This is a genomic window from Lishizhenia sp. (assembly GCF_057456495.1).
Genome location: NZ_JBVCPV010000017.1, coordinates 1 through 23,963 on the forward strand (window position 1 = coordinate 1; position 23,963 = coordinate 23,963).

The window sequence follows — 23,963 nt, forward strand, 5'->3', positions numbered from 1 at the left end:
ACGTTTGCCGATGTACCTTTATTATTGATGAACCAAGAGATGTACAACTACTATCCTCACCTTTTCAAAACGGTCTACAATGAAAAAGGATTTTCTTTTAAGCATTTGCCTATGGGGGAGTTTTAAACAACCAATACTACAACTCTTCCCCTTCCACTTTTCTGTAGTTCCTTTCAAACCAAGCAACTACCCTATCATAGTTTGTCATCAATAGATAGCCTCCTACAACACGCACTAACTGAATACCCCAGAGTTTCTTAAACCTCCAATCAAACTCTTCAGTTGAAAAGGTATTGTTAAAAAGTACTATACTTTCATTGATTAAAACAGGTAAACTTGAAATAAGCATATACCCTCCAATTATGAAAGCTCCAATTTTCATAATGGATGAAGCGCTCATTCCTTTAAAATTAAACTCTTCACCTTCTATTCCATCTTCTAACTTTAGGAATTTTACAATATGCGGACTGAAATATACAAGTAGAACAAACAACAGGAGTTCTATAAACAGGCTCGTAAATTTCATACCAATAGAAGCAATATCTCTATTATCATTTATCAATTCATAAACTAAATCTGGTACAAATGAAAAACCAAACATCAACAAAGCATGTAAACTGAACAGTTTTATAACAATAATAAAGAAATCTTTTTTGAGCATAGGTGTATAATTTTGCTGTGCAAAATAGTAACATTCTTTAAATATTCCGTTGCTCGTTTACCACAGACTTTCTTAAATATTAATCGCATATTTGCATCGCTTATAATTTGACTATGAAATACATTTACATCCTTCTCATTCTAGCAATTACAACTACAAGTTTTGCCCAAAGAGAGACAAGCTTTACTCCAGAAGAAAAAGCTTATTTCTATCACATCGTAAAAAAGAGTCCTATACTCGATCAAAACATAGGTCGATACCTTATATATACAGGAGAAGATGTTAGAATGCCTAATGGTGAAGTGAATTTCGACAGTATAGAAAGTATTATTATTAGTCAGCCCGAGCTCTTAAAGTTCGACACCTACACCTTAGCCAAAGCACCGAAAGGAATTTTAGCAGAAGCTGCTAACAAAATGGCTTTGTGGGATTTAAACAAACTACTAAAAGCCAAACGTTCTAAGCAATTAGAGAAAAAAGGACTCGAACATAAATATCATCAATTCGAGGAAGTATTAAGAGGTCATCTTCCTTCAAGTGCCTTCAAAACGATAGATGGAAAAAAGGTAATCAACGAGAGGTTTGACAATGTAATGGACCCTAGCCTAAACTTTAAAAACAAGGTAACGATGGTTTCGTCTATGTCATTCTTAAATTTTAACGAGCAACAACAGGTTCTCAATGCCATTGCACTAGCCATCAACACCTATGTTAGCAATAGAAGTTATGAGATTTTCACGCAACTGGGTGGACAAGTTAGTAACTACCAAAACTTCCTTATTGCCGTTGGAGACGGAACCATGTCGTCTAGTGAATTTGTGGATAGAGAAAAAGACGAAAACAGCAGATTTAACGCAGCCCTACCAAAATCAAGTGGATTATTTCCTTACGAAATTCAAATTGAAAAAAGACTAGAAGGAAGACGTAAAACAAGTAAAACAATAGAACCTAGAAGAATTAATGCTACTAACATTTACACAAGTGGAAAAAACAAGGCTACCAATATTCACGTAGATGTTTACGGATACAACAACGAGAAACAAACTACAGTAGTGATAGAAAGAAATGGTTTAAGTTACCATTTGTTTGGCGCTGTAGATACGCGCTTTTTATCACCAGACTCTAGTTATTCTGGAAAAGCAACCTATTACAGCATCATTAATGCTTTAAGCAGAGATATAGCCCGTGTAAACGATATGATTTACGGGAAAAAAGGATATGATTACTGGATTGCTTACTGGGAAAAAGAAAAAGCGAAAACATCACTTTCTATTGATAAAACAGAAAAGAAAGTAAGTGATTACAGAGGAAGCACAACTATTTCTACAAAAACCAAAAAGAAAAAAGGAAAACACTACACTACTGTTGCTGATGGTGGAGATAAGCGTAGAGAAATGCAGGAAAAGGTTATTGCTTTGTATGGATATTACGACCAGTGTAAATCTGAAATCAAAAAATTAACCCTGGAGAAAGAAAAAGCGATGGAGCTTTTGAGTAACCTGGAGCGTAAAAAATCCAAAGCTATTCAACTCATTGGTAGACAGTGGGCCACTTATGAAGTAAAAGACGGACTCTACATCTTTGAAGACTCTTGTACCTTCGATTTATACACCCAAGAATTCTGGATACCAGAAACAGCCGAACCAGAAGCAATAGAAATTCGTGTATTAACGATTCCTTACGACTATAATTCAACAGATGCAGACGATAACATGGTCCACATCTCGGTTATGGATGCTTTACCGAAATATGCCAGCAAGCTTCAGTTTGCAGCCATTGATTTATTTGAGGAGAAAAGTTATGCTTTGGAAGGAACTTTATTCAACACACAAGACAGTATGGCTATGGTTGAATTGTTTGAAGCCCTCTTAGACAAGAAAATGAAAACAGAAACGGCATTCATTGCCGGAGGTATAGGGAAATGGAATGGTTCTGCAGTTGAAAAGGATTTCCAAGGAAGAGAGTTTGATGAATACCCAACACCTGCGCACAGAGACAGTATTTCCTTCAAGCGTTTACGTATCAATGAAATCTATGTAGACTTAAACCGTGGAATCAAGGTGAATATTCAATCCTTCACAGACCCCGTTTTAACAGACTTTAGTGTAAACAATGAAAAAATCAATGCTTTAAAGGATAAATATAAGTTTACAGACAACGATGTGCTTACACTTTATAGATGTGCACAATTAGCCAAGCAAATGCAACAAGAAACGACTGTACTTGCGAACATGTATTTGAGTCCGAAGGATGCTAAAAAAGTGGTAAAACGCATCAATAAAATGTTTAAGAAGGCAAAAATAAAGGTAGGTCCGGTAGAAGTAAAACTGAAAGACCTTTAGTCTTCCTCAAAGAAGGAATCGTGGAAATTCACGAGAAATAATTTTTCAGATGCTCGGGTAAAGCCGGTGTACAACCAATTAAAAAAGTCTTTATCCAGCATCTCTTCATTTAAGAACCCTTGGTCTAAGAATACAGCACTCCATTGCCCACCTTGAGACTTGTGGCAAGTAATAGCATAAGCATATTTTACTTGCAGTGCACAGAAATAAGGGTCATTTAATATACGAGCGTAGCGTTTCTTTTTATTTTTCTCCCAGCTGTAGTCTATTTCCAAGGCTTCCCACAAATCTTTCATTCGATCTCTTGAAAGATTAGGTGCATCTGAGGTTAAGGTTTCTAAATTGAGGTAAACTTCCAACTGATCCATCTCCGGATAATCCACCAATTCAACACTCACTTGGGCAAACAAAAAGCCATACATTTCTTCAAGTTTATGCAGCTTTCTTACCCGAATAATTTCTCCATTGGCCAAGAATCCAATATTGTTGTCTTTGGGTAACCATTTGTAATTGTTTTTTACAATCATCAAATAATCTCCTCCGACCAATACTTCTTCATACCACAAAATTCTACTCCTAATTTGAGCATTAAACAAATTGGCGCGTTTGTTACTTCGAGTAATCATAATAGTATCCTCAATACCGTAATTAGAGATGGCACTATCTAACTCTTCTTGTAACTCTTCTCCATTTATTCTTCGCAAATCAGCTTTTCCCCTCAATTCAAATTTTGGGTAACGTCCATTTTCTGCAGAACGCAGCAAAGTAGCATTATGTAAAATATCAGAATCTTGCGCTTGTCGCAATACTTCGGTAAGTTGAATATGGTAGGTATTATCTAGAAAATAATTGCTTTTTAAATAATCCTTGCTCAATGCCGGACTAAAGTTACACCCCACGGGAGGTAGCTGTCCTTCATCTCCAACGAATATTATCTTTGCGTTACCATTAGAATAAGCAAATGTGAAGAGATCTTGTAACAAGTTTTGCACATAAGTATTTCTTCCTTCTTGAAAAGAAGACTCCGCAATCATTGACGCCTCATCAACGATGATTACCCGAACACCAGCATCATTTGGTCGAACAAAAGCTGACCCTGGTTCCATCTCATCGCTTCCTTTATAGATATAACTATGTATGGTATAGGCTCTATGTCCTGCCTTATTGGCGAAAACTTTAGCTGCTCTACCCGTCGGAGCCAACAATGCAAACTTCTTAGTTACAGACTTTAAGGCATTCACATAAGCCGCCATCACACTTGTTTTTCCCGTACCAGCATAACCTGTAAGTACAAAAACATCCTTCTCTAATTTCTTATACGTAAACTCGATTAACTGATCAACAGCACGTTCTTGATCAAGGGTCATTGGATGACCAAACGACCTACTTACCTTTGCTTTAAAATCAGTTTTAGAATGCATGATTGCGAAGTTAAAAACTTTCTGTTCATCCATTACTTCTGTGCGAATCTAAACTCGCCTCTCCGGGTAATTGATTAAACGGTTCAAAAAAACTACTGTGTGAAATATTGAGCTATTAAAAAAATTGTAGTTTTGTAAGGCATAAATGAAATTCATAAAGAATGAACGGTTCTATAAACATTATTTTTAAGAAATATTTACTTGCAGCAATTATTGCAATATTAGGTTTGGTCTTGTTGATCTACGGATTAAACGACAAAAACGGTCAAGATTCACTTTTCGTTGTAGCTGCGGCTAACATTTTTATAGGAGGAGTACTTGCAGTATTGTTAAGCTCAGGAATTTTAAAGAGAAATTTGGTGATCGTTATCGCAGCATTATGTGCTGCAATAACTGTGTACATCGGTTACAGTTCTATAGAATCTGTAAATGACTCTATCGTTCACAATGAAAAAAGAACAGCTGCTGAATTACAAACGGTTCAAGTTTTAACTGAGATTAAAGACATTCAGAAAGCATTTAAAGATCAAAATGGAAGGTATGCTTCTAACTTTGATGAGTTGAAGAACTTCTTTGAAACAGGAACAGTTGAAAAATTGCAGTCTGAAGGAACAGTTCCTCAATACAAATTGAAGAAGAAGGAAAAAATGTTGTTGTACAACGCTAACCCTCCTTCTGATGAGAACATGACAGAATTGGAAGCATACAGATTGAAGTATGAATTCAACAACCCAACGAACATCCCAGGTTTGGATAACTTTAGAAGAGATACTTTAGAAATTCCTTTCAAAGAAAGCTTCTTAAGTAACAAATCAATGAAAGCGAACAGAGCTAGATTTAACATGGGAGAATTTGATATCGATGATATTAAGTACGTTCCTCTTTCTGAACCAAAATACGAATGGACAATGGTAGCTATTGACTCTGCTATCGTAGTTCAAGATACGATGCCAGTACTTAGAGTATACGCTGAAGAGCCTATCGCTAAGTACCAAGGTGGAACCAAAGACACAATTGGATTTGGTAACTTAAAAACAGGATCTTTAACAGGTACTTGGGAATAAGATATGTCTACACAACTTTGTATAAATATTACTGGAACCTCAGCACATTTTGCTGAGGTTCTTCGTTCTTCAGAAGAAGTTGTTGAACACTATCACCTTGAATTCAGCTCCTATGTGGAAGAGGAAATCAAAACTGAACTCCTCACCTTTATTCATGCAAATAACCTTCGAAGAGATTTTGATGAAGTGAGTTTAGCCTACTGGAGTAACACCTACACTTTGGTGCCCTTCAATCTTATAGATAGTAAAAATTACACGGACGCCTTTACCCTATGCTTTGGTGAAGGATTTTCTAAAAATGAGATTGATTACAACATGCTTCCCCAACTAGGAATTTCTAGTATTTTCCACCTTCCTTCATGGATCAAATCCTTTTTCATTGTAAAGTACCCGCGCATTGTGATACAACATGCTGCTACTTTATTTTTACGAGGAATGAACCAAGCCAATAGCTTTAAGCCGACGGTGGAGATAGAAGTAAATGATCAACATTTTTATTTGAATATTTTTGTACATGGAGAACTCAAATTTTCAAATGCTTTTGAATACAACCATGTAAACGATATTGTATACCACAGTTTGTTGGTTTTACAAAAATTAGAAATCAGTAAAGAAAACGGTGAGATCAGCTTAAGCGCCCTCAACGCCAAAATTGATTTAACAGAATTAAAAGAAACCTTTACTTCTATACAAGAATTGAGTAAAATTCAGATAGAAATTAAAGAACATCAATACATTAAACACCATTTGCTGTGCGTATAATTAGAGGTAAATTAAAGAGTCAACGTTTTAGTGCGCCGAAAGGATTTCCTTCTCGACCTACTACTGACTTTGCAAAAGAAGGATTGTTCAATATGTTGGAGAATCAGTATTCTTTAATCAATTTAAACATCCTCGACTTGTGTGCAGGTACGGGAAACATCACGTTAGAATTTGCCTCAAGAGAAGCTGGTTTTATTACATCTATTGATCAAAACTTTAAGTGTACGAAGTTCATTTTCGACCTCGTAAAAAAGCACAACTTACACGATGACGTAAAAGTGTACAAAAGTGATGCGGTAAAGTTCTTGCAAAAGACCAACGATACATACGACATCATTTTTACAGATCCGCCCTTTGCAGCCGATATTCATGATGACATACACCGATTAGTTTTCGAAAGAGAGCTTTTAAATCCTGGTGGAGTGTTAATCATTGAGCACGGTAGAGAATGTAACTTTGAAGAATACGATCATTTCCAATTTGTAAGAAAATATGGAGGTGTGAACTTTGCATTCTTTCAATTAGAAGACTAAAGTTAGCAGTCATTCAATCTCTTTTTTTCCATTAGAAAAATTTCTACTTTTGTAGGGATGCATAAACTACTCACATACATTTCTTTAGGAATTGTTTTAATCTACACATTTGGTGTAGGTGGTAGTTTCTTGCCGCTGTGTGAAAACAGTGATATTCAAATTGAACATGCTAAATTTGAACACAGAGAACACCCCTCTCACCTAGACCACAACCACGGCCACAGCTCCCTCATAGAGCATGGCGAGCATTATGATGAAGGAATATTTGATCTCATCCTTTGTTACCTCACGGAAAACGAACATTTAGGAGATTCTGTAAAAGTAGAATTCTCCTCTCCAGATCAAATTGCCCCCATATTCATCCTATCCATAGTTATAGCCTTTGCGCTAATAATTAGCATACCATTAGTTGACTTAAAAACGGGAAAACAATACCTTTTTTACACCACAAAAATCTACCACCCTCCTCAACGGAGACAAGATTTACTTCGCGGACCTCCCCTTAAAGTTTAAACATAGAAAATGCTCCTATAGAAAGGAGTGAGTATTCACACGTTTAAACTTTTTCTCATGATAGAAAAAATAATTTCTTTCTCTGTAAAGAATAAATTAATCATTGGTCTAATGACCATTGCGCTGGTTGTCACAGGAATTTGGAGCATCACAAAAGTTCCTTTAGACGCAGTACCAGACATTACCAATAACCAAATACAGGTTATTACACAGGCTCCTAATTTAGGAACCGAAGATATCGAACAATTCGTTACTTACCCCATAGAGGTGAGTATGGCCAACTTGCCAGGAATCGTTGAAGTGCGATCCATATCACGCTTTGGTCTTTCTGTAGTTACCCTTGTTTTCGAAGACGACATGGGAACCTACCTCCCCCGTCAATTGGTTTCCGAAAAACTCGTAGAAGTAAAGGCTGAAATACCCGCACAATTTGGAGAACCACATATTGGTCCCATAGCTACAGGACTTGGAGAGATTTACCAATACACCTTAGAGGTAGATGCAGCATACGCTCAAGAATACGATTTAAGAGAGCTTAGAAGTATCCAAGACTGGATTATTCGTAGACAAATGGCGATGGTACCCGGAGTTGTTGAGGTTAACGCCTTTGGAGGAGATGTAAAAGAATATGAAATCGCCGTTGATCCAGAAGAGTTAAGAGCAATGGATATAAGCATTACAGAAGTTTTTGACGCACTCGAACGCAACAACGAAAATACCGGTAGTGCTTATATAGAGAAAAATCACTTTGCTAATTTCATCAGAGGTGAAGGGTTGATAAAAAGCTTGGAAGATATCAAGCAAATAGTTGTACAAATAAAAAACGACATCCCTATCACCATTGGAGATGTTGCTGAAGTTCAATACGGAAATGCAATTCGTTACGGAGCACTGACCAAAGATGGAAAAGGAGAAGCTGTAGGAGGAATGATCCTGATGTTAAAAGGTGCCAATTCTAACGATGTAATTGCCAACGTACAAGAACGTATAAATGAGATTCAAAAATCTCTTCCAACAGGTGTACATATCAAGCCTTTTTTGGAAAGATCAGATTTGATTTCATCAACAACCTCTACCCTAGCGCGTAATCTTATAGAAGGTGCATTAATTGTGATCTTTGTATTGGTAATACTACTAGGTAATTGGAGAGGTGGACTCATTGTAGCCTCCACCATCCCCCTTTCGCTCTTATTTGCCTTTATCCTCATGCACTACTTTGATGTATGGGCCAACTTAATGAGTTTAGGAGCTATAGATTTTGGAATCATTGTAGACGGTGCTGTTATTATCGTAGAAGGAACAGTGTTCATGATACACGATAAATTCCTCAATAAAAAACTCAACCAACAACAAAGAGATGATGCAGCTATTTCTTCATCGAGTAAAATGATGAAAAGCGCCTTCTTTGGTCAATTGATCATACTCATCGTTTTCATTCCTATTCTTACCCTAGAGGGTGTTGAAGGAAAAATGTTCAAACCCATGGCTTATACTTTTATGTTTGCCATGATAGGTGTTATGCTCCTGTGTTTAACCTATGTGCCGATGATGTCGGCGTGGTTCTTACGCGGTGCAAGCAGCAATAAACTTTCGCGTGGTGATAAATTCATTCTTTGGTTAGAACGTATTTACACTCCGGCTTTACAGTGGGTTTTGCACAAATGGAAACTTGTTTTAACGCTTGCACTGCTTGCTTTAGGTTCGGTAGTATGGTTATTCTCTCGTATGGGGGGAGAATTCATTCCACAATTAGATGAAGGAGATATTGCTTACCATGTCATATTAACTCCTGGAAGTTCTTTGAGTGAAATGACAGCAACTACGACCAAGGTAGAAAAAATCATTCTAGAGAATTTCCCTGAAGCTAAAACTGTTTTGAGTAGAATTGGGGTGGCAGATGTTCCTACAGACCCAATGCCTATGGATTTAGCCGATTGTTTCGTAATTCTTAAACCTCAAGATGAATGGACGAGTGCTTCAACAAAAACAGAGCTCATTAAAAAAATGAAAGCTAAAATTTCGGAAGTACCTGGAGTAGCTTTTGAATTTACACAACCTATAGAAATGCGTTTCAACGAATTGATAACAGGGGTACGTGAAGACATTGCCATTAAACTCTTTGGTGAAGACTTGGATATATTGGCCGAAAAAGCTGAAGAAATAGGTCAACTCATTGGAGGTGTTCAAGGCGTGGGGGATATGAAAGTTGAAGCCACAGCTGGTTTACCTCAAATCACCATTGATTATAACAGAAGGAAACTGGCACAATATGGATTAAACATTTCAGACATCAACAAACTTGTTCAGAGTTCCATTGCAGGATCTAAAGCAGGTGTGATCTTCGAGGGAGAAAGACGTTTTGATTTGGTAGTTCGATTACAAGAAGAGAAAAGATCAGGTATTACCGACTTAAAAAATCTTTATGTTCGACTTCCCAATAATTCTCAAATTCCTCTAAGAGAATTGGCCGAAATAAGCTATCAACCGGGACCTATGCAAATTAGTAGGGATAACACCAACAGACGAACCTATGTCGGCATCAATGTTCGAGATAGGGATATTGCTTCTTTGGTAGAGGAAATCCAATCTATTCTCGATGAAAAATTAGACCTACCTCCTGGGTATTTTATCCGTTATGGTGGAGCTTTTGAAAATTTGGAAAGAGCATCAGCCAAATTAAAGTTAGTGGTTCCCATTGCCCTTTCTTTAATACTAATTCTCATCTTCTTTGCTTTAAAATCCATGTCGCAAAGTATCATGATATTCTTCGCCATTCCTTTTGCTTGTATAGGAGGAATATTAGCACTCTTCTTAAGAGATATGCCTTTTAGTATTTCGGCAGGAGTTGGATTTATTGTACTCTTTGGTGTAGCGGTGCTCAACGGCTTGGTTTTGGTGAGTAGTTGGAATGAGCTCAAAGAAGAAGAAAGCGATTTATCCTTAACAGATAGAATTTCTAAAGGAGCTAAACGTAGAATACGACCTATTTTATTAACTGCCCTTACAGACGTTCTTGGATTTTTACCCATGGCCATATCAACTTCGGCAGGAGCTGAAGTCCAACAACCTTTAGCCACAGTCGTTATTGGCGGTATGATCTCGGCCACATTACTTACCCTTTTTGTACTACCCATCTTCTATAAAATCATGGAAAATAAAAATTCAAATCCCTCATTAAAAAAGGCTGTTGCTGTACTTGCTATCTTGTTGGTGAGTCCACAATTGATGGCACAAGAAAAAGTGATCACCCAAGCCGATGAAGCAGTTTCTATTGCATTAGAGAACAACCAACGGGTGCAAATGAGTAAACTGGATTTACAGCAATACGAAGCCTTGGTTAAAACAGCGGTGAACTTAAATAAAACGAATATTGGGGTAAACTATGGTCAAATCAACAGTTATCAGAATGACTACGGTATATCTATTACACAAAGTTTTGAATTACCACATGTTTATTTACGCGATATAAGAGCCAAAAATGCACAGGTGAATATTGCCAAAAATGACCAAGCAATGGTTGCTTTGGGAATTAGTGAGGAGGTAAGAAAAACGTGGATGGAATTGAGTTACTTACATGCTGTAAAAGACATCCTTCAACAAAAAGACACCCTATTTACCAAGAACTTAAAAGCAGCAACACTGCGTTTAGAACTCGAGGGAAGCAACATACTTGAAAAAGCAAATGCGGAAACTCAACTCCTTCAGGTAAAGAATGACTTATTCATAAATGCTCAGGATATCTCTATTCAAGAGAACAAACTTCATTTCTTACTGCAAGACAGTTCAAACTACAGTTTTGATCCTCAACTACAAATCCTCGATTTGATGCTTTGGAATAAAGACAGTTTAGCAGTACATCCAAGCATACAAAAACAAGATGAACAAGTAAAATACTCTGAAGCGCAATTGGCGGTAGAAAAGTCGAAGTTAAGTCCAACATTCACCCTGGGCTACTTCAACATCTCTATGATAGGTTCTCCCTACTTTAACACTCCAAGTGCAAGTTATAACGACAGATTTCAAGCGGTTGAATTAGGCGTAGCAATTCCATTGTTCTTTGGAGCTCAAAAAGCACAAATTAAAGCAAGAAACATTGCATTGGATCATGCTAAAACCAAGAGTTCTTATGCCTTAAATGACCTCACCAATCAAGTTGAAGTTGAAATATTACGTGTTGAAAAAGAAAAAAACAACTTAAAATATTTTGAAGAGAAGGCATTGGTGCAGGCAGAACTCATTCTTGAAAAAGCACAATTGAGCTACCAAGAAGGAGCTATTGACTACATCGAGTATTTCCAAAATATCAATTTCGCTTTAGACATTAAAGTGAAATACTTGGAAAGCATTAACGCTTACAACCAATCCATTATTCACCTGTCTAATTTATTAGGTAAAAAATAACACCATGAAAAAATTATATAGCATATTCATATTGACCTTGGCTTTAACCGCATGTCAAAATGATGCAAAACCAGATACAACAGAAGCCCACAATCACAATCATGCTCACGATGAGGCAAAAGAACCTCATAACGACCATGAAACGGAGGGGTACCATCTAACAAAAGCAAAATTCAAAGAATTGGGGCTTATTGCAAACAGTTTACAATATGTGAACATCAACAACTGGGTTGAGGTAAATGGCTTTTTACAAGTTCCCCCACAAAACGAAGCTACTATTACTTCAATTATTGGTGCCAACATCAAAACCATTCAAGTGATAGAGGGTGAAAAAATCAAGAAAAACCAAATTCTGGCTTACTTGACTCACCCAAACATTATTCGAATTCAAACACAGTATGTTCAAAGTAAAAGTCGTCTAAATTTCTTAGCACAAAGCTTAGAGAGAACTCAAAAACTATACGATGAACAAGTAGCATCTGGAAAGGAATTTCAAGCCACTGAAGCTGAATACAAGGCTACCAAAGGTGAAGTTTTGGGATTAGAAGCAGAATTAAAACTCCTATCAATAGACCCTAAAAAGGTTGAAAATGGAAAAATTTATGAGGCTATTCCCGTTTTGAGTCCAATCTCTGGTTACATCCGTAAGGTATTTGTTAAAACAGGTCAGTTTGTCTCTCCATCAAAGGAAATGTTCGATATAGTAAATAACGATCATGTGCACGCCGATTTAATGGTTTTTGAGAAAGACGTTAACAAAGTGAAAGAAGGACAAAACATCAGTTTCACACTTCAAGCAACTCCAAACAAAACGTACACAGCAAGAATTTTCAGTGTAGGTAAAGCTTTCGAATCAGACCCTAAGGCAGTTCACATACATGCCGACATCATAGATAAGAAAGATTTTATGCTCCCAGGAATGTACGTGCAAGGAAAAATAAGCACAAGCAACACTGCTGTGATGGCACTTCCCAATGAGGCCATTACCACAGACAAAGGCAAAAAATATGCATTTATCTTAAAGGATGAAGGAAATGAATTTGACTTACAAATGGTTGAGGTTGTAGTTATAAATACCAACGAGAAATATTCATCAATTGAATTGGCGGAAGATTTAAAAAAGCAAATTTTCTTACAAAACAAAGCCTACTATATGATGGCAGAATTGATGAAAGGAGAAGCCGAACATTCTCATTAAATCGTACCAAAAAATGAAATTGAGGAGGGACACACGTCCCTCCTTTCCTTTTTTAAATAGGATTTCAATTTTCATTCAAAAAATCACCTGAATATATTCACAAAGAATCTTTATCTTCATGGCGTGAAAAGTCTACTTACTATACTCATGGTTGCTTTGCTCTTTGCCGGATCCTTTTTGGCAAAAGGCTTGAGTGTATATGAGAATTTGTGTAGAACTTCTCAACAAGAAAGCACAAGTTTAAGCTTTCAAAGTTGTAAACATCAGCAAGAAGAATTGCACGAAAAGTCTTGTTGCCAGCAACCTCCAGCATGTTGCTCAACTTCACAATCTGAAGAACCAAGTATCCAAGTACTGTGTTGTACTTCTCAGCTTAAAAACATAAGTAACGGCTTAGATTACAATCAACAATTCAATAAAGAACTATCAACAAACCTCATTCAAACTGCACCAATTGTTCCTAAAACGATTGAACTTAGTGCGTTAAACATTCAAAAGGATGGTGGAGAAATTATAGATGGCCCTCCTCTTCTCAGCAGAAAAATATATCAACGAATTGCCTGCTACCTGATTTGATAACAAAGCTTATCAAACACATTATGCTACCCTAGCATATAGAATAAAATCTCTTGAATTAAACGGCTTTTTGCCAAACTATAAACTATAATTTTTTGGATAGTGATATCCAAACCCAAAAACACACACATGAAAAATTTATTACTTTTTTGCGCCTTAGTCTGTACAGCTTTTGCAAACGCTCAAGTAGACGTAAATTTATTAATACACCACACCTTCGACGGTCAAACTTCCGTATTGAACACCCCTGGATTTACACGAAATAATGAAGAAATAAAAATAACTAGAGTTCAATACTATGTTACGCGTATTTCTGTTATTCACGACGGTAATCAAGAAACAGCGATTTCGGATGATACAGTAGCGTTAATAAATGTAGAAGACGGAATAAGTACTACCATTGAATTAGGAGAAGTGAATGCTACTAATTTAGAAGGAGTGAAATTTCACATTGGTGTTTATTCACCCGTAAACAGTGGAAACCCTTCTTTATACCCACAAGGTCACCCTCTAGCACCGCACAACCCATCAATGCACTGGGGATGGGCTGCAGGATATAGATTCGTTGCTTTTGAAGGTGTTGCCGGAACGAACTTTTCTCAATTATGGCAATTCCACGGATTAGGTGATGCAAATTATTTTGAAACACAAGATTTGATGACTGCCACTACAACAATTAACGGAGTTGAAACTTTTGAAATCAATGCCGATTACAAATCTGCCTTAAACGGTCTATACGTATCACAAGGATTAATCTCTCACGGTGATAACGGAGAAGCGAAGAAAGTACTTCAAAACTTTAGTAATAGCGTCTTTTACCCTACCGCTATAGCCTCTACTGAAGATGTTACTACTCCAGCTACAGAATTGGTTGTTTTCCCTAACCCGAGTACAAATGGAAATGTAAACATCACTGCAACGAAAGAAATTTCAACACTCTATGTTTATGATGCCAAAGGGCAAATCATCTCTGAGGTAAACCTTGAAAACCAAAAAGAAACACAGATTCAATTGAAAGACAAAGGGGTTTACTTCATTAAAGTATTGGATATTGACGGAGTATTAACAACAAGAAAACTTATATACTAAGATGAAAGTAAATCAAATTTTGATCGCTTGTCTTGGTGGAGTTTTATTGTTTGCATCTTGTAAAAAAGAGGATGATAAAGTGGTTGAATACAACCCTAAGGCCTACACAGTAAATTTTAAAAACAATACATTACCAAATTTCATTGTTGCCACAGACAATCCCTTAACGGTAGAAAAAGTAAAGTTAGGTAGGATGTTGTTTTACGAAAACAAACTTTCTCGCGATGGCTCTGTGAACTGTGCAAGTTGTCATAACCAAGCCAATGCTTTTTCAGACACCAACCAATTTTCTTTTGGTGTAGATAATAGTGTAGGGAAAAGACAAGCCATGGCTATTTTTAATATGGCATACAACACCAACCAGTTCTTTTGGGATGGTAGAGCAGATCTTTTGCGCGATCAATCGCTTTTACCCATTCAAGATCATTTAGAAATGGACGAAAGTTTGGAGAATGTTGTAAGCAAGTTGAAAAATGACCAAGAATATGTAGACCAATTTACGCGTGCTTTTGAAAACGGTGAAATTAATGCTACCAACATCTCATTGGCCTTGGAAAACTTTATGAATTCTATTATTTCAGAAGATTCAAAATACGACCGATTTTTAGCTGGAAAAGTAACACTTACACCAAGTGAAGAAAGAGGTAGAAAACTCTTTTTCCAAGAGTACAACGAATTCTTCCCTGACGATTCAGGTGCAGATTGTGCGCACTGTCATTCAGGAAATAACTTTGAAAATGATTTGTATATGAACAACGGTTTAGATACAGATGCAGATTTTGAAGACTTCGGACGTGAGAACGCTACGAATGACCCGGCTGACAGAGCCAAGTTTAAAGTAACTTCTTTACGAAATATTGCGGTTACTCCACCCTACATGCACGATGGTCGATTCAACACTTTGGAAGAAGTGATTGATCATTACAATGAAGGAGTTAAGAATTCCAGTACAGTAAACCCAGCCTTGTTGGGAACAACTTCAACAGGACTTATGCTGGATGCTCAAGAAAAGCAAGACTTGATCAACTTCTTGAAAACTTTAACCGATGATACATTTTTAAATAACCCAGAATATAAAAATCCACATTAATGAAAAAAGCAATCCAAGTTTTAGGAGTAGTCAGTTTAGTACTCATGAGTTGTCAAAACACTAAAACAGCTGAAGTTGAAGCAAACTTTAATGTACAGGGAAACTGTAACATGTGTAAGAGTACCATTGAAGGATCAGTAAACAAAGTTGAAGGTGTAAGTTTTGCCGAATGGAATAAAGACACCAAGCAAATGATGGTTAAATATGACTCTACTCAAGTGAGTTTAGATGAAATAAACCAATGTATTGCCAACAGCGGTTACGCAACTGAAAACCATGAAGCGAACATGGAAGCTTACCAAAAGCTACCTAAATGCTGTCATTATAAAGATTAAAAAGTTGATAAGACATAAAAAGCCTCGTGAAAACGGGGCTTTTTTTTATGGTTGATACCCAAATCGTTCATCAAGCATTTTAAAACACTTCGGAAAATAATCTAAAAGAATAGCCAATTCCATCTCAAAATCATTAGAATCGATATAATACGCACCGTCTACTGGCCAACGCTCAAAGTTAGATTGTATATACGGACGAATTTGCTTTTCCATAACCTTCACCTTTTTAGTTAAGTTTTCACTGGAAAAAACACCACTAGAACGCAATGCTTTATACCTCTTCTCCAGTTGATGAACATACGTATTATCTCCCCCTATACTCATTAATCGTTTTATAACAATAGCGCGTTCTGGATCAGCATTTCTATCAAGGTCATTTCTATCACCATTACCATCTCTTCCGAAAGAGTGATCATAATCCCAAGGAACAATTCTTACCCCCAAACCATCATTTAATCCATAACAATAGAAATTCTTCATTATCCCATCACTATTATTGGTCACCAACAACAGTAGATGCCAATCCATCAAATTATTTAAGTCAAAATATTTATCGATGTTTTGGATGAATACCTCAGCAGAAGAATGAAATAGAAAATGATTCAATTCATCTAACAGAACATTTTTATTTGCTTTATGAAATTTGGGATATTTTTGAAAATTGTAATTCCCGGTACGCACAATACTATCGTTTTGATGATTATAAAAAACCTCAGGTTCTTTAAATAAAAACGCACATGTATCTCCCTTTTTAGCTCCTATCAAACTTCTATTTACACGTTGAATAGCTGTATAAAGTCCGTGAAACTCCCCATTATAGCTGACAGTTAAAAAGGTACTTTGTGGAGCTATATTGTTTACAGACATCTGTCTAAATAAATCATAAGACAATTTATGACGCATAAAAGTTTTGTCTATGTAATTGGCGTGAAGAATCCAATCATCTTCTTTTGGTAAACCACAAAGTTCGAATTTATCGTTAAGCTCTAAACTGTAATTATGTTTGCCGTAGGCACTAGATAATCCACCACGGCATTTAATTCCACCTTTCAGATGAAGCGTGTCGAAATTTGAGCTAATATAAAGAATAGAACAACTATCCTTTTCTTCCCAGCCAACACCTTGCGGCATATCAATAACGATATGTGGAAGAGGTTTTACCTTTTGATACTTACTTGTACATGAAAACAGAAGTAAGGTCAGTATTATGAAATAAAAGTGGTTCATGGTTAGGTGTAAAATTAACACAAAAAAAAGGCTTACAAATTTGTAAGCCTTTTTTCTCTCCAGTGGCGTGAGGGAGATTTGAACTCCCGACCTCAGGGTTATGAATCCTGCGCTCTAACCAACTGAGCTACCACGCCTTATTTTTCTTCAGAACCGTTGTTCTTAAATCGGGTGCAAATATAATTTACTTTTATGGAAAAACTAAACTTTTTTAAAGTTTTTTTTCAAGCTTTTTCTACTCACCTCCCTAACCTTCTACTTTTCAATATGGTATAAGAAAAATATTTTTTAAACTTTTTCCATTAAGATCTATCATCTTCGTGTAACACCTTTGTGTGGTGTTTAAGCGTACGTAAAATCAAAGTGATACTAAACGCAACAACCAAAACAACCAGGTAGTACAACCTGAATTCTATTTTACCTGTAGTAAACCAATCTCTAAAGAAATCAACAAATACAAACCCAAGCATCGTAGCGGTTACCCCACTATACTCTCTTCTTAATATTGTTTTCATTGAGAATTTAATATCGTTCTCCTCGTAGTTCTTAAAACTTGGAATAAATGCAGGTACTTTCAAAGACCAGTTCACGTAATCTTCTCCAAACTTTCTTTCCAAAAACCTTTCTTCAGCAAACATGATTCTTTCGTAGTACAACCAAAATGCTAAAGATACCAATACAACAAACCAAATGTTACCTGTATAAGCCACAATACCTATCCACATAAAGTAATTACCAACATAAAGTGGGTGACGCATTGTAGAGTAAATTCCTTTTGTATTCAAGGCTTCAGCAACTTGCTGTTTCGTATTTCTACCCGATGTATTCTTGTTACTTGTACCAATTGCGATAGCTCTAATAATTTGTCCTAACAACGATAGGACTACAGAAACAACTAACAATGCAGTATAGTACCATCCCTCTTTTTCAAAGCAATCATAGTTCGTAAAATAAACTACAGGTATCGCCAAAAGGAACAATATTGTTGGGATTTGACCTCTGTAGCGAAATAAAAAATTTCCAGATTTTTCAAAAGAGTGTACTAGTGCCATTTAAAAGTTTTTGTATATTTCAAGCAATTAATTTCCAGCCGCGAAGTTAAATAATTAAAACTTAAACCAATTATGTCGGATAAAATTAAATTCGAACAAGAGTATTTGCTAAAAACATCACCCAAGGTATTAAACAACATGTTAATGACCCCAAGCGGACTAAGCGAGTGGTTTGCAGATGACGTTAACATCAAAGAAGATATATACACATTTATATGGGATGGTTCAGAAGAACAAGCCCGACTTTTAACAAAAAGACCTAACGAATCTATCAAATTTAGATGGTTAGAAGACGAAGAAGAAGGACTGAACACTTATATCGAATTGAAATTCAAGGTAGACGGCATGACCAAAGAGATTGTTCTTTGGGTAACAGGTTTTGCATATGAAGATGAAATGGAAGAGATACAAGACCTTTGGGAGAACGCTATTGGCGATCTAAAAAGAGTTCTTGGAGCTTAGACAATAGATTTTCATTTTTTTCGTATACATTCGCAACTCTAAAAATTGCTTGTGAATAGGCTAAGTATTTTTTCTATAAAATCATTTGGAGGTCCCCTTCTGGCGACCTTTCTTATTTCCATGTTCATGCTACTCATGCAGTTTTTATGGAAATACATCGATGATTTACTGGGAAAAGGATTAGATACGGTAATCATTTTAGAATTACTTTTTTACGTATCTGCCAGCCTACTGCCACTCGCACTGCCCTTGGCCATACTACTAGCTTCCATTATTACCCTTGGAAATTTAGGGGAGAAAAACGAATTAACAGCATTAAAAGCAAGCGGCTTATCTTTATACCGCATACTAAGGCCTTTGACCTTTGTTGTTATTCTATTAGCTATAGGAACCTTTTATTTTGCCAATTATGTAATACCTGTTGCGAATTTAAAGTGGCATTCCATTATCTGGGATATACAGCAAACAAAGCTGACTAGTTTCTTAAAACCAGGCTCATACACAGATGACATCGATGGTTTTAGCATACGTGTAGTTGAAAAAACCGATAACAAAGTTACAGGTATTACCATACACGATCATACAGACGAGAAGGTTTTAAAAACCATTACGGCAGAAAAGGGAGAGTTTTTCAAATCTAAAAAGGGAGATGTACTTTTCTTAAAATTAGATAACGGTACAGTTATCGAAGAACTTTCGGAAAGAAACGGACGCAAGAAAAGTGAAATAGGAAAAGCGTACAGAGCGGGAAGGAAATCAAAGTTTACCACGGCAACGTATAAAATGAACATGAGTGGTTTCACCGTAGATAGATCGGAAGACGAACGCTTCACCAATGAATATGAGATGCTCAACGTATTTCAAATCAATCATCTTTTAGACTCCTTAAAAACAGATTACAAAAATGTTTCCGATAACTTTGAAAAGAGAGTTCGCGGAGATTTACAATATTATCAAAGTATAGATTTTTTACCTGCTCAAAGCGCAGAAAAAGAGGATGCAGACAGTAGCTTCTTAAATCAAGATAGTGTGCACATCAATTTAGAAGAGTTAACCGACGAAGATTTGGCAAAAGCCTATAAAACGGCACTTACTCGAATAAGAGAAAAGCAAAGAAAACTTAATGGTCAGCTAGATTTTGAAGATGCTAAACACAATAACTTAAGAAGATTTAAAATTGAATTTCATAGAAAGTTTGCACTTAGCTTTACCATCATCGTACTCTTTTTCATTGGAGCACCTTTGGGAGCTATTGTGAAAAAAGGAGGTTTTGGAGCACCTGTAGTGATTGCTGTATTGCTCTTTATGATCTATTTTGTTTTAATCAGTGTAGGTGAAGGAATGGCAGAAAGCTTTGTAGTATCTCCTTTCTGGGGTATGTGGGGCCCAAGTTTCATTCTTGCTCCTTTTGCAATATTTTTAATGATCTCTGCCGCGAATGACAGGTCTCCAATAGACGTCAAAGCATGGCAAAAACGTTTGTCTCGTAAGAAATGAAAACACTTCACTTCACAAACAAACCCATATACCCGGTTATAGACGGAGGATGTGTTGCTATGAAAAACACGGCCGACTTACTGGACCTTATCGGTGAGGATTTAGAAGTGACGCATTTTACACTCGCCACACACAAGCATCCTTTCTCATCCAAAGCTTATCCAAAGAAAGAAAATCGATTAACTTATTTTCAGGAAATTAATACGCAAATCAAAGCTTTTCAATTATTGAAAAATTATTTTGCTTATGTACCTTATAATGTTCAACGATTTTACGACGAAAGTGTAGTAAGCACACTGAAGGATCTTTTGGAAGAACACGAAATAGACACTGTAATTATGGAGAGTATTTACCTCCTGCCCTATTTACATGTTTTTGATAAACAAAAGGTATTTGTTCGTACTCATAATGTTGAGTGGAAACTATGGGAAGATAGAGCTAAAAGTGAAAACAACCCTTTAAAAAAGATCTACACGCAACACTTAAGTAAACAACTCAAAAACTACGAGGAAAAAGAGTTACGCAAAGTGGATGGTGTGCTAAGTATTTCAGAAAAAGACGAGAGTTGGTTCAATACATTTCACCCCAATACAGCAGTTGTTCATACGAGTTTACAGACGAATCATACCTGTCCTGACTACACTCAAAACGACTTTTACTTCTTAGGAGCCTTCGATTGGGCACCCAACAAAGAAGCCGTTCATTGGTTACTTGAAAAGGTCTTACAAGATAAAAGTCACGACTTTCAAATTCATATTGCCGGAAAGAATTTATCTAAAAATTTATTTTCAGAATACCCCTATGTGCACAACCACGGAGAAGTGGAAGATGCAGATGCCTTTATCGCTGCGCATGGAATTGCTTTGGTACCACTTCAAACTGGAGGAGGTGTTAAAATGAAAGTTCTAGAAAGCTTAAAACACGGAAAACCAACTGTTTCAACACTAGAAGGTATACGTGGTCTAGCACTTAAGAATGGCGAAAATGTTGCGTTGACCGAAAATGAAGAAACCTTCTTCCAAGCCATGCTTGAATTGAAAAAAAATGAAAAATCAAGAAAAGCACTAGGTTTAGGTGGGAAACAGTTTCTAAATGATAATTTTGCACAAGACAAAGAAGCGAAGAAACTCCTTGAATTCATCAGCAAAACATAAAAAGAAACTTGTTGTTTTAACCTCACGTTTTCCTTTTCCTCTGGAGAAAGGAGATAAATTACGTGCCTTTTATCAAATCATAGAACTTTCCAAAGTTTACGATATACATCTTATTGCTCTTTCTGAAATTGAGTTGAAAGAGGAATGGAAAGGTGAAGTAAAAAAATACTGCAAATCGCTGCATATTTTCAGACTCAACAAATTTCAAAAATTATTGGGTACAGCTCTGCAACTGCTTACCAACAAACCATTCCAGGTTGGGTATTTTACTAACTATGGTATTAAAAGACAGGTCAATCAATTGTTAAAAGAGATTGTTCCAGATCATATCTACTGTCAGTTAGTAAGGCCGGCTGAGTATGTTAAAAACTACCACGCTTGTCCGAAAACCATAGACTATATGGATGCTTTAAGCAAGGGAATACATCGTAGAATTGCGTTAGCTCCTTGGTACAAACGTCCCTTCTTTAAAGCTGAATACCAACGTTTAAGAAATTACGAGCACAAAATATTTGATTATTTTGAGCACCACACGATAATTACTGCTCAAGACAGGGAAATGATCTTTCATAAGGACAGAAATAAAATCGCCATTATACCCAATGGTGTTTCTCCAGCCTTTTTCAATTATGAACAAGAACAAGAAGTCCGCAAAGATTTAGTGTTCACGGGAAACTTAAGCTACCCTCCCAACATTGAAGCGTGTCTGTATTTAGGGCAAAACATAATGCCTGCACTTCCTGAACTACAACTTCAAATAAGTGGTGCAAACCCGGCAAATGAATTAAAAGGTTTAAAGAATAAAAATATAGAAATCACCGGTTGGGTAGATGATATACGCAGCGCTTATGCTTCAGCCAAAATATTTGTAGCTCCTATGTTTATTGGTACTGGACTTCAAAACAAATTGCTAGAAGCAATGGCTATGGGGCTACCTTGTATCACCACAACTTTGGCAAACAATGCCCTGGGTGCAACAGATAAAGAGTCGATTTTAATCGCAAATACAAAAGAAGAATTTGTGGAGGCTATTCAAAATCTCCTTGAAAATAAAGAGTTATATACACACATACAAAGGAATGCAAAGGCCTTTGTAAACGACAATTTTAATTGGCATTCGTCATCCATGCGTCTTATTGACCTCATGAATACATAAACTAAACCAACTAAAGTTGTTAACTTTGCAGAAGATTTAGAGAAAAATGGAAAACAAACTCAATACAATTGAAGAAGCTTTAGAAGATATTAAAGCTGGAAAGGTAATTATAGTTGTAGATGATGAGGATAGAGAGAACGAGGGTGACTTCTTAACCGCTGCTCGTAATTGTACTCCAGAAGTCATCAACTTTATGGCAACTGAAGGTAGAGGTTTAATCTGTGCTCCATTATTAGAAGAAAAGTGTGACGAGTTAGGTTTGGACTTAATGGTAAAAACTAACTCTGCTGCATACGAAACTGCATTTACTGTTTCTGTTGATTTAAACGGTCACGGTTGTACAACAGGTATTAGTGCCAGTGACAGATCGAAAACAGTTAAAGCATTAATTGATCCAAATATTGATCCTTCTGAGCTAGGTAAACCAGGACACATCTTCCCGCTTAGAGCCAAAAAAGGTGGAGTTTTGAGAAGAGCTGGGCATACTGAAGCTGCTGTTGACATTAGCCGTTTGGCAGGATTCGAACCAGCAGGTGTTATCGTAGAAATTTTAAATGAGGATGGTACTATGGCCCGACTTCCACAGTTGATGGAAATTGCCAAAAAACACGACCTTAAAATCATTTCTATTGAGGATCTTATCAAATATAGAATTCAAAAAGAAACTTTAATTACGCGTGAGGTATCTGTTAAAATGCCTACCAAATTGGGTGACTTTGATTTATACGCATACGTCAACAAAAACACAGGTGAAGAACATTTGGCTTTAGTAAAAGGTGAATGGACAGAAGACGAACCTGTACTAGTTCGTGTACACTCCTCTTGTATAACAGGAGATATCTTTGGTTCTTGTCGTTGTGACTGTGGTCCGCAATTAGATGCTGCCATGGAACAAATCAACGAAGAAGGAAAAGGTGTGATTGTATACATGAACCAAGAAGGACGTGGTATAGGATTAATGAACAAGCTTCGTGCATACAAATTGCAAGAAGAAGGTTTAGACACTGTTGAAGCCAACCATAAATTAGGGTTCAAATCAGACCAAAGAGATTACGGAATTGGAGCTCAAATTTTAAGAGACTTGAACGTTCGTAAAATGCGTTTGATGTCTAACAACCCTAAGAAAAGAACAGGATTGATTGGATACGGATTAGAAATCGTGGAAAATGTTCCTTTAGAGATCAAGAGTAACATTCACAACGAATTGTACTTAAAAACGAAAAGAGACAAATTAGGTCACTCTCTAAAACTAGAGAAATAAGACTTACTCTATAGCTTTATATTTGGCCTTGGCTGCATCGCGGCTGAGGCCATTAAAGTGCCACCATTCGGTACTTAACACAGTATAACCTCCATAACGCATCATTCTTCTGAGCAACAACCTATTCTGCAATTGTTTGTCAGAAATTGCTCCAACTTTCAGAAACTCT

Annotated in this window: 21 protein-coding genes and 1 tRNA gene; 16 read left to right on the top strand and 6 right to left on the bottom strand. The window is 36.5% G+C overall.

Going from position 1 to position 23,963, the window contains the following annotated elements:
- Positions 1-136 precede the first annotated feature (136 nt).
- On the bottom strand, positions 137-661 hold the full coding sequence (locus tag AC22ZQ_RS02300) for a hypothetical protein (RefSeq protein ID WP_318956955.1): 525 nt from the start codon (positions 659-661) through the stop codon (positions 137-139).
- Positions 662-774: 113 nt separating this feature from the next.
- Here AC22ZQ_RS02300 and AC22ZQ_RS02305 point away from each other — a divergent pair, with 113 nt between their 5' ends.
- On the top strand, positions 775-3,003 hold the full coding sequence (locus AC22ZQ_RS02305; protein WP_318956956.1) for a hypothetical protein: 2,229 nt from the start codon (positions 775-777) through the stop codon (positions 3,001-3,003).
- Here AC22ZQ_RS02305 and AC22ZQ_RS02310 read toward each other — a convergent pair.
- Positions 3,000-4,424, bottom strand: coding sequence for an ATP-dependent DNA helicase (locus AC22ZQ_RS02310; RefSeq protein ID WP_318956957.1), 1,425 nt, complete (start codon positions 4,422-4,424; stop codon positions 3,000-3,002). The two genes, AC22ZQ_RS02305 and AC22ZQ_RS02310, sit on opposite strands and share 4 nt — an antisense overlap.
- A 161-nt stretch (positions 4,425-4,585) precedes the next feature.
- Between AC22ZQ_RS02310 and AC22ZQ_RS02315 the strand changes: the two genes are divergently transcribed.
- The 10 genes from AC22ZQ_RS02315 to AC22ZQ_RS02360 all read left to right on the top strand — a co-directional run bounded on the left by AC22ZQ_RS02315 (position 4,586) and on the right by AC22ZQ_RS02360 (position 15,985).
- Positions 4,586-5,488: a hypothetical protein gene (locus AC22ZQ_RS02315; protein ID WP_318956958.1), complete on the top strand. Its 903-nt coding sequence runs from the start codon at positions 4,586-4,588 to the stop codon at positions 5,486-5,488.
- A gap of 3 nt (positions 5,489-5,491) precedes the next feature.
- Positions 5,492-6,250 carry a DUF3822 family protein gene (locus AC22ZQ_RS02320; RefSeq protein ID WP_318956959.1) on the top strand — a complete coding sequence of 253 codons (759 nt, stop codon included), beginning with the start codon at positions 5,492-5,494 and terminating at the stop codon, positions 6,248-6,250.
- Positions 6,241-6,783: an RsmD family RNA methyltransferase gene (locus tag AC22ZQ_RS02325; RefSeq protein WP_318956960.1), complete on the top strand. Its 543-nt coding sequence runs from the start codon at positions 6,241-6,243 to the stop codon at positions 6,781-6,783. Before AC22ZQ_RS02320 ends, AC22ZQ_RS02325 begins: the two co-directional genes overlap by 10 nt.
- Positions 6,784-6,840: 57 nt before the next feature.
- Entirely contained in the window at positions 6,841-7,296 is a 456-nt protein-coding gene (locus AC22ZQ_RS02330) for a hypothetical protein (protein ID WP_318956961.1), read from the top strand.
- Between the two features lie 57 nt (positions 7,297-7,353).
- Positions 7,354-11,697, top strand: coding sequence for a CusA/CzcA family heavy metal efflux RND transporter (locus AC22ZQ_RS02335; protein WP_318956962.1), 4,344 nt, complete (start codon positions 7,354-7,356; stop codon positions 11,695-11,697).
- Between the two features lie 4 nt (positions 11,698-11,701).
- Positions 11,702-12,895, top strand: a complete 1,194-nt coding sequence (locus AC22ZQ_RS02340; RefSeq protein ID WP_318956963.1) for an efflux RND transporter periplasmic adaptor subunit — start codon at positions 11,702-11,704, stop codon at positions 12,893-12,895.
- Positions 12,896-13,018: 123 nt separating this feature from the next.
- Positions 13,019-13,471 carry a hypothetical protein gene (locus AC22ZQ_RS02345; RefSeq protein WP_318956964.1) on the top strand — a complete coding sequence of 151 codons (453 nt, stop codon included), beginning with the start codon at positions 13,019-13,021 and terminating at the stop codon, positions 13,469-13,471.
- A 129-nt stretch (positions 13,472-13,600) separates the two neighbouring features.
- The gene (locus tag AC22ZQ_RS02350) at positions 13,601-14,560 is read left to right on the top strand and encodes an MbnP family protein (RefSeq protein WP_318956965.1); all 960 of its coding nucleotides are present in this window, start codon (positions 13,601-13,603) and stop codon (positions 14,558-14,560) included.
- Between the two features lies 1 nt (position 14,561).
- Positions 14,562-15,650 (top strand): cytochrome-c peroxidase, encoded by a 1,089-nt coding sequence (locus tag AC22ZQ_RS02355; protein ID WP_318956966.1) that lies wholly within the window; start codon positions 14,562-14,564, stop codon positions 15,648-15,650.
- Positions 15,650-15,985, top strand: a complete 336-nt coding sequence (locus AC22ZQ_RS02360; RefSeq protein WP_318956967.1) for a heavy-metal-associated domain-containing protein — start codon at positions 15,650-15,652, stop codon at positions 15,983-15,985. The genes AC22ZQ_RS02355 and AC22ZQ_RS02360 overlap by 1 nt, the downstream gene beginning before the upstream one ends.
- Before the next feature lie 45 nt (positions 15,986-16,030).
- On the opposite strand, the gene AC22ZQ_RS02365 is transcribed toward AC22ZQ_RS02360, so the two are convergent.
- The 3 genes from AC22ZQ_RS02365 to AC22ZQ_RS02375 form a co-directional block, all read right to left on the bottom strand.
- Positions 16,031-17,212, bottom strand: a complete 1,182-nt coding sequence (locus AC22ZQ_RS02365; protein ID WP_318956968.1) for a CotH kinase family protein — start codon at positions 17,210-17,212, stop codon at positions 16,031-16,033.
- A 63-nt stretch (positions 17,213-17,275) separates the two neighbouring features.
- Positions 17,276-17,349, bottom strand: a tRNA-Met gene (locus AC22ZQ_RS02370).
- A gap of 165 nt (positions 17,350-17,514) precedes the next feature.
- The gene (locus AC22ZQ_RS02375) at positions 17,515-18,264 is read right to left on the bottom strand and encodes a methyltransferase family protein (protein WP_318956969.1); all 750 of its coding nucleotides are present in this window, start codon (positions 18,262-18,264) and stop codon (positions 17,515-17,517) included.
- 72 nt (positions 18,265-18,336) lie between these two features.
- Between AC22ZQ_RS02375 and AC22ZQ_RS02380 the strand changes: the two genes are divergently transcribed.
- The 5 genes from AC22ZQ_RS02380 to AC22ZQ_RS02400 are packed head-to-tail and all read left to right on the top strand — an operon-like array spanning position 18,337 to position 23,794.
- The gene (locus AC22ZQ_RS02380) at positions 18,337-18,726 is read left to right on the top strand and encodes an START-like domain-containing protein (protein WP_318956970.1); all 390 of its coding nucleotides are present in this window, start codon (positions 18,337-18,339) and stop codon (positions 18,724-18,726) included.
- Between the two features lie 51 nt (positions 18,727-18,777).
- Complete coding sequence (locus tag AC22ZQ_RS02385) at positions 18,778-20,223, top strand: LptF/LptG family permease (protein ID WP_318956971.1); 1,446 nt, start codon at positions 18,778-18,780, stop codon at positions 20,221-20,223.
- Positions 20,220-21,377: a glycosyltransferase gene (locus AC22ZQ_RS02390; RefSeq protein WP_318956972.1), complete on the top strand. Its 1,158-nt coding sequence runs from the start codon at positions 20,220-20,222 to the stop codon at positions 21,375-21,377. Before AC22ZQ_RS02385 ends, AC22ZQ_RS02390 begins: the two co-directional genes overlap by 4 nt.
- Positions 21,355-22,533 (top strand): glycosyltransferase, encoded by a 1,179-nt coding sequence (locus AC22ZQ_RS02395; protein ID WP_318956973.1) that lies wholly within the window; start codon positions 21,355-21,357, stop codon positions 22,531-22,533. The genes AC22ZQ_RS02390 and AC22ZQ_RS02395 overlap by 23 nt, the downstream gene beginning before the upstream one ends.
- A 46-nt stretch (positions 22,534-22,579) precedes the next feature.
- Complete coding sequence (locus AC22ZQ_RS02400; protein WP_318956974.1) at positions 22,580-23,794, top strand: bifunctional 3,4-dihydroxy-2-butanone-4-phosphate synthase/GTP cyclohydrolase II; 1,215 nt, start codon at positions 22,580-22,582, stop codon at positions 23,792-23,794.
- A 3-nt stretch (positions 23,795-23,797) separates the two neighbouring features.
- Here AC22ZQ_RS02400 and AC22ZQ_RS02405 read toward each other — a convergent pair whose 3' ends face one another.
- Positions 23,798-23,956 carry a M15 family metallopeptidase gene (locus AC22ZQ_RS02405; protein ID WP_413468666.1) on the bottom strand — a complete coding sequence of 53 codons (159 nt, stop codon included), beginning with the start codon at positions 23,954-23,956 and terminating at the stop codon, positions 23,798-23,800.
- Between the last annotated feature and the right edge of the window lie 7 nt (positions 23,957-23,963).

Coding starts and splice junctions, on each gene's coding strand:
- AC22ZQ_RS02380 (WP_318956970.1), top strand. CDS start 18,337: ATGTCGGATAAAATTAAATTCGAACAAGAGTATTTGCTAAAAACATCA.
- AC22ZQ_RS02340 (WP_318956963.1), top strand. CDS start 11,702: ATGAAAAAATTATATAGCATATTCATATTGACCTTGGCTTTAACCGCA.
- AC22ZQ_RS02310 (WP_318956957.1), bottom strand. CDS start 4,424: ATGCATTCTAAAACTGATTTTAAAGCAAAGGTAAGTAGGTCGTTTGGT.
- AC22ZQ_RS02355 (WP_318956966.1), top strand. CDS start 14,562: ATGAAAGTAAATCAAATTTTGATCGCTTGTCTTGGTGGAGTTTTATTG.
- AC22ZQ_RS02390 (WP_318956972.1), top strand. CDS start 20,220: ATGAAAACACTTCACTTCACAAACAAACCCATATACCCGGTTATAGAC.
- AC22ZQ_RS02300 (WP_318956955.1), bottom strand. CDS start 661: ATGCTCAAAAAAGATTTCTTTATTATTGTTATAAAACTGTTCAGTTTA.
- AC22ZQ_RS02330 (WP_318956961.1), top strand. CDS start 6,841: ATGCATAAACTACTCACATACATTTCTTTAGGAATTGTTTTAATCTAC.
- AC22ZQ_RS02360 (WP_318956967.1), top strand. CDS start 15,650: ATGAAAAAAGCAATCCAAGTTTTAGGAGTAGTCAGTTTAGTACTCATG.
- AC22ZQ_RS02305 (WP_318956956.1), top strand. CDS start 775: ATGAAATACATTTACATCCTTCTCATTCTAGCAATTACAACTACAAGT.
- AC22ZQ_RS02335 (WP_318956962.1), top strand. CDS start 7,354: ATGATAGAAAAAATAATTTCTTTCTCTGTAAAGAATAAATTAATCATT.
- AC22ZQ_RS02375 (WP_318956969.1), bottom strand. CDS start 18,264: ATGGCACTAGTACACTCTTTTGAAAAATCTGGAAATTTTTTATTTCGC.
- AC22ZQ_RS02400 (WP_318956974.1), top strand. CDS start 22,580: ATGGAAAACAAACTCAATACAATTGAAGAAGCTTTAGAAGATATTAAA.
- AC22ZQ_RS02350 (WP_318956965.1), top strand. CDS start 13,601: ATGAAAAATTTATTACTTTTTTGCGCCTTAGTCTGTACAGCTTTTGCA.
- AC22ZQ_RS02365 (WP_318956968.1), bottom strand. CDS start 17,212: ATGAACCACTTTTATTTCATAATACTGACCTTACTTCTGTTTTCATGT.
- AC22ZQ_RS02320 (WP_318956959.1), top strand. CDS start 5,492: ATGTCTACACAACTTTGTATAAATATTACTGGAACCTCAGCACATTTT.
- AC22ZQ_RS02315 (WP_318956958.1), top strand. CDS start 4,586: ATGAACGGTTCTATAAACATTATTTTTAAGAAATATTTACTTGCAGCA.